Raw genomic sequence first — 5,465 nt, forward strand, 5'->3', positions numbered from 1 at the left:
ACGTTTTACTTCACCGAAATCGAGAATCTGTTCAGTCAGGTTTGTCATCATATTGGATGGAATGGCAAAGCCGATACCGACATTGCCGCCGTTAGGTCCTAGGATGGCCGTGTTGATACCAATCAGTTCACCGTTAAGATTCACTAACGCACCTCCAGAGTTACCACTGTTAATCGCGGCATCGGTTTGAATGAAGTTTTCGAAGTTCTCTAGATTGAGACCGCTACGTCCTAACGCTGAAACGATACCGGATGTTACGGTTTGACCAAGCCCAAATGGGTTGCCGATAGCCACACTGAAATCGCCGACTCTCAATTTGTCGGAATCTGCGACTTTTATCTGGGTAAGGTTTTTGGCTGTTTCGAGTTTTAATAGCGCGATATCAGACATCTGGTCGCCGCCGATGAGCTCTGCATCGTACTCTCGACCATCATGCAGTTTTACTTTGATATCGTCGGCACCATTGATGACATGGTAATTGGTGACAATATGGCCTTTCTTGGCATCAATGATCACACCAGAACCTAGCCCGCGGAATGGGCGTTCTCGTGTTTGTTCTGGACCAAAAAAGAATTGAAATTGTTCAGGGATTTGCTGACGTTGTACCTGTTTGCCTTCTACGGCAATACTAACCACAGCGGGGGTTACTTGTTCAAGCATAGGAGCAAGGCTTGGTAATTGTTCATTACCCACACTTAATGGAAGTGCGGCTGTAGCTTGAATGGGGGTGATGATTGAACTTAAGCTTAAAGTCAGTACTGATAAAGCAAGCAAAGGTTTTTTCATCATAAACTCCTCTCTAGTTAAGGTCTTAACCCTCTTATACGTTTAATAAGTATGAGAAGTTTCAAATGACCTGAGTGAAAGTTATGACTCAAAAACCTTTGTAAAGTTCACAGAAGTGTTAAATGTTTACGATGCTTTTGCTGTAACGACATCGGGAGCATCCATGATTTCTTTCTTCTGCTCGGTAAATAAACCGGTTGCGCCATTAGCGTAATCTTTCGGTTGTTCTTCAAGCGTCGACTCTTTAACTGAAGACTTATCTTGTGGCTTATCCGAATGAGCAGCGGCTGTTTTCACAAATGGGTTGTCTTGCTCTGGCAGGTTAGGGAGTAGCTCTGAGCTTGTTTTTTCCATGTGTTGGTAAAGCTTTGTATAGTCCTTACCTAAGGTGTCCAACATTTCTGCTGATTTCGCAAAGTGGTCAGCTAGCTCTTGTCGCTGCTGTTCCAGGGCAAACTTTGCGCTATCTAATTCTTTCTGTACGTTCTTTTGTTTTTTGTATTCAGGTGTCATGAGACGAGAAATAGCGACCCCTAAAATAACTCCGACTAGTAAACCGGCAACGGCATACATCCAAGGCATAACAGCTCCTTATTATTGTTTTTTAACATGTTTGTTACTGCTTAGTTACACGTGATACAGCTCCATGGTACTATGAGAAAGCCGCAGTATAAAGAGAAATGCGTGTGCGCTAGTTAGCAGTTTGATGCTGCATTATTCACCGCATAGCGACATGTCTCATACTGTTTGGGCTCATTTTTATTTGCTGTCTGATATCGCTTTCATTGTGGAAATGTCGTCATGAATCCCATTAAAAAATACGAACAAGATATAAAAGAACATGGATTTCAAAGAGATCCAGCACAAGAGCAAGCCGTTAAATCTTTAGATGAACTCTTTCATCAATTCCAAAATTACATGAATGCCCCTATTCCTCAACTGACTCGATTCCAGAAGTTAATGGGCAAAAAGCCAGAACTGCCACTGCCACCAAAAGGCCTCTATTTTTGGGGCGGCGTCGGGCGCGGTAAAACCTATTTAATGGATACGTTCTACGATGCCTTACCGACCACAAAAAAAATGCGCGTTCACTTTCACCGCTTTATGTATCGAGTTCATGATGAGCTAAGGGCACTAGGTAATGTTAGCGACCCGTTGCCTCTAGTCGCAGATAAGTTGAAAGAAGAAGCGGATATTATCTGTTTTGATGAATTCTTTGTTTCAGACATCACGGATGCCATGATCTTAGGAACCTTGTTCCAAGAGTTATTCGCTCGAAACGTTATCTTGGTTGCGACCTCTAATATTCCACCTGCGGATCTGTATCGCAACGGGTTACAGCGAGCGCGTTTCTTACCCGCTATTAAGCTCATTCAAGACAACTGTCATATTCTTAATGTTGATAGCGGAATTGACTATCGTCTGAGAACCTTAGAGCAGGCTGAGATCTACCATTACCCACTGGATAGCCAAGCGAACATTAACCTCGAAACATATTACGCGCAGCTTGTTGGTGAAGATAAAGAGAAGCTTAAGCAGATAGAGGTTAATCACCGTCAATTAGATGTGGTCGAAGCGAGTGATGGTGTGCTGCATGGTACTTTTGCTCAGCTTTGTCAGTCGGCTCGTAGCCAGAACGATTATATTGAGTTGTCTCGGGTTTATCACACGGTTCTATTGGCTGATGTGTTGCAAATGGGCGTGACTTCCGATGACGCTGCTAGACGCTTTATTGCGTTAGTTGATGAGTTCTATGAGCGCAATGTGAAACTGATTATTTCAGCGGAAGTGGAGCTAGAAAAACTATACACCCATGGTCAACTAGAGTTTGAGTTTAAACGTTGTCAGTCGCGTTTAATTGAAATGCAGAGCCATGAGTATTTGGCAAAAGAACACTTAAGTTAGCTTTGATTATCTCGAATAAGAAAGAGAATTAAAAAAATCGTGATTTTGTTCAAAAAGAGGTGATTTTTTCTTCGCTCTTCTCTATAATCCTGCGACCTACCGTTACTGCGGGCCTCTAGCGATGAGTAAAATCACGTTATGCCAAGAGTTTTCCAACACTCGAAGGGGTGATGAATGGTAACTCTTAGACAGTGGGAATACGCGAGTATTCCTTAAGTGTAAATTTTTTAAATAGGTAATTATTAGCATGAAAACTTTCGTTGCTAAACCAGAAACTGTAAAACGCGACTGGTATGTTGTAGACGCTGAAGGCAAAACTCTTGGCCGTCTAGCAAGTGAAATCGCTTCTCGCCTACGCGGCAAGCACAAAGCAGAATACACTCCTCACGTAGACACTGGTGATTACATCATCGTTGTTAACGCTGAGAAAGTTGCTGTAACTGGTAACAAAGCTAAGGGTAAGGTTTACTACCGTCACTCTGAGTTCCCAGGTGGTCTTAAAACTATCACTTTTGAAAAGCTAATTGCTAAGAAACCAGAAATGGTTCTTGAACTAGCAGTTAAAGGTATGCTTCCACGTGGTCCACTAGGCCGCGCGATGTACCGTAAGCTTAAAGTGTACGCTGGTACTGAGCACAACCATGTTGCTCAACAGCCACAAGTACTAGACATCTAAGGGGATTAAGACAATGGCAGAGAATCAATACTACGGCACTGGTCGTCGCAAAAGCTCAGCAGCTCGTGTTTTCATCAAACCAGGCTCTGGTGAGATCGTAATCAACAAGCGCAGCCTTGATGTTTACTTCGGTCGTCCAACTTCTCGTATGGTTGTTAAACAACCTCTTGAGCTAGTTGAACTAACTGAGAAACTTGACCTTTACATCACTGTTTCTGGTGGTGGTATTTCAGGTCAAGCTGGCGCAATCCGCCACGGTATCACTCGTGCTCTTATGGAATACGATGAAACTCTACGTCCTGCTCTACGTGCAGCTGGCTATGTTACGCGTGACGCTCGTTGCGTTGAACGTAAGAAAGTTGGTCTACGTAAAGCACGTCGTAAACCTCAATTCTCTAAGCGTTAATTTTTCTTTACGAAAAAGTACACGCTCCCAGTTTTTCGACTGGAATTGTGGTTCAAAGCTCGGCTATATGCCGGGCTTTTTGTTTTTATGCCCCCTCTAAACGCTTTCCCTCCCTCGTTTTATTTCCAAATTCTTATATTTTGAAAGCTTTTGTAACCCAATGTGCGCTTTGCCTCATGATTGTTACAAAAAGGTAGCTTTATCTTGTCAAAAAGTAGGGTTTTATTTATCATTTGCCGTCAATAAATAGAACTAAATACATATTTTGTTAGCCATGCTCTTTATTCGGAATTATTTCAATCCATAAGGAGCAAATGGGAGAATGTTTGGATGAGCAACGCGCCTTTAAATAACGGTCGCAGGCGTTTCTTAACCGCAACAACAGCCGTTGTTGGTGGTTTAGGAGCAGCTGCTGTAGCCGTGCCTTTTATTAAATCATGGAACCCGAGTGCCAAGGCGAAAGCTGCAGGCGCACCGGTGGAAGTGGAAGTCAGTAAGTTAGAGCCGGGACAAATGGTTCGTGTCGAGTGGCAAGGTAAGCCTGTATGGGTTGTACGCCGTGCTGAATCGGTGCTAGAGAATCTAAAAGCGATCGGTGGTCAACTTCGTGACCCTCAATCTGAAGCTGAACAACAACCAGAATACGCGCAGAACGAGTTTCGTTCAATTAAGCCGGAATTCTTCGTTGCTGTTGGTTTCTGTACGCACTTAGGTTGTTCTCCAACTTACCTGCCAGATTCTTTTGCAGAACAAGTTCAGGGTGTTAAGTCTGGTTTCTTCTGTCCTTGCCATGGTTCAAAGTTTGATATGGCAGGTCGAGTATTCCAAGGCGTACCTGCTCCATTGAATCTTGTTGTACCAAAGCATATGTATTTGAGTGACACTAAGATCATGATCGGTGTGGACGAGGGAGACGCGTAATGCAAGGATTGCTTGATTGGGTAGAGAAACGTCTACCCGCGATGAATGCTTACAAGAAGCATTTATCTGAATACCCAATGCCTAAGAACTTTAACTTTTGGTACCTTTTTGGTTCTTTAGCAATGTTAGTACTGGTTAACCAAATCCTTACGGGTATTTGGCTGACAATGAACTATGTACCGTCTGGTGAGGGTGCATTTGCTTCTGTTGAATACATCATGCGTGATGTGGAATACGGTTGGCTACTGCGTTACATGCACTCAACAGGTGCATCGGCATTCTTCGTTGTGATCTACCTGCATATGTTCCGTGGTCTAATCTACGGTTCTTACCAAAAGCCTCGTGAGTTACTTTGGATCTTCGGTATGTTGATCTTCTTAGTGCTTATGGCTGAGGCTTTCATGGGCTACCTACTACCATGGGGTCAAATGTCTTACTGGGGTGCTCAGGTAATCATTTCTCTGTTTGGTGCGATCCCTGTTATAGGTGATGACCTAACGCTTTGGATCCGTGGTGACTACATCATCTCTGGTGCAACGCTGAACCGTTTCTTCGCACTGCACGTTATTGCTCTGCCAATTGTACTTCTGCTGCTTATCGTACTTCACGTACTGGCGCTGCACGAAGTGGGTTCGAACAACCCAGACGGTATCGAAACTAAGCTTCCTAAAGGCACAATGGGCGACGACTACAAAACTCAGTTCCCATTCCACAAGGATTACACTAAGAAATACGACATCATTGACTCTATTCCTTTCCACCCATACGGGA

Annotated in this window: 7 protein-coding genes; 5 read left to right on the top strand and 2 right to left on the bottom strand. The window is 43.6% G+C overall.

What is annotated here, in order from left to right:
* Together AB4496_RS12345 and zapG are read right to left on the bottom strand one after the other, a co-directional pair.
* Positions 1 to 786, bottom strand: a 786-nt coding sequence (locus AB4496_RS12345) for a trypsin-like peptidase domain-containing protein (protein WP_372131057.1), incomplete at its 3' end; no start/stop codon positions are given.
* A 126-nt stretch (positions 787 to 912) separates the two neighbouring features.
* Positions 913 to 1,368: a Z-ring associated protein ZapG gene (gene zapG, locus AB4496_RS12350; RefSeq protein ID WP_009848969.1), complete on the bottom strand. Its 456-nt coding sequence runs from the start codon at positions 1,366 to 1,368 to the stop codon at positions 913 to 915.
* Between the two features lie 219 nt (positions 1,369 to 1,587).
* On the opposite strand from zapG, the gene zapE reads away from it, so the two are divergent.
* The 5 genes from zapE to AB4496_RS12375 all read left to right on the top strand — a co-directional run.
* Positions 1,588 to 2,691, top strand: coding sequence for a cell division protein ZapE (gene zapE, locus AB4496_RS12355; protein ID WP_009848970.1), 1,104 nt, complete (start codon positions 1,588 to 1,590; stop codon positions 2,689 to 2,691).
* Positions 2,692 to 2,938: 247 nt separating this feature from the next.
* Positions 2,939 to 3,367 (top strand): 50S ribosomal protein L13, encoded by a 429-nt coding sequence (gene rplM, locus AB4496_RS12360; protein WP_010434689.1) that lies wholly within the window; start codon positions 2,939 to 2,941, stop codon positions 3,365 to 3,367.
* Positions 3,368 to 3,380: 13 nt separating this feature from the next.
* Positions 3,381 to 3,773, top strand: a complete 393-nt coding sequence (gene rpsI, locus AB4496_RS12365) for a 30S ribosomal protein S9 (protein WP_004740758.1) — start codon at positions 3,381 to 3,383, stop codon at positions 3,771 to 3,773.
* A 330-nt stretch (positions 3,774 to 4,103) separates the two neighbouring features.
* Positions 4,104 to 4,694 (top strand): ubiquinol-cytochrome c reductase iron-sulfur subunit, encoded by a 591-nt coding sequence (petA, locus tag AB4496_RS12370; RefSeq protein ID WP_010434692.1) that lies wholly within the window; start codon positions 4,104 to 4,106, stop codon positions 4,692 to 4,694.
* A partial coding sequence (locus tag AB4496_RS12375; protein ID WP_372131055.1) for a cytochrome bc complex cytochrome b subunit occupies positions 4,694 to 5,465 on the top strand: 772 nt, incomplete at its 3' end. The genes petA and AB4496_RS12375, both read left to right, overlap by 1 nt.

It is taken from the genome of Vibrio sp. 10N.222.46.A1 (assembly GCF_041473595.1).
Classification (GTDB): domain Bacteria; phylum Pseudomonadota; class Gammaproteobacteria; order Enterobacterales; family Vibrionaceae; genus Vibrio; species Vibrio tasmaniensis_A.

Coding starts and splice junctions, on each gene's coding strand:
- petA (WP_010434692.1), top strand. CDS start 4,104: ATGAGCAACGCGCCTTTAAATAACGGTCGCAGGCGTTTCTTAACCGCA.
- rplM (WP_010434689.1), top strand. CDS start 2,939: ATGAAAACTTTCGTTGCTAAACCAGAAACTGTAAAACGCGACTGGTAT.
- zapE (WP_009848970.1), top strand. CDS start 1,588: ATGAATCCCATTAAAAAATACGAACAAGATATAAAAGAACATGGATTT.
- zapG (WP_009848969.1), bottom strand. CDS start 1,368: ATGCCTTGGATGTATGCCGTTGCCGGTTTACTAGTCGGAGTTATTTTA.
- rpsI (WP_004740758.1), top strand. CDS start 3,381: ATGGCAGAGAATCAATACTACGGCACTGGTCGTCGCAAAAGCTCAGCA.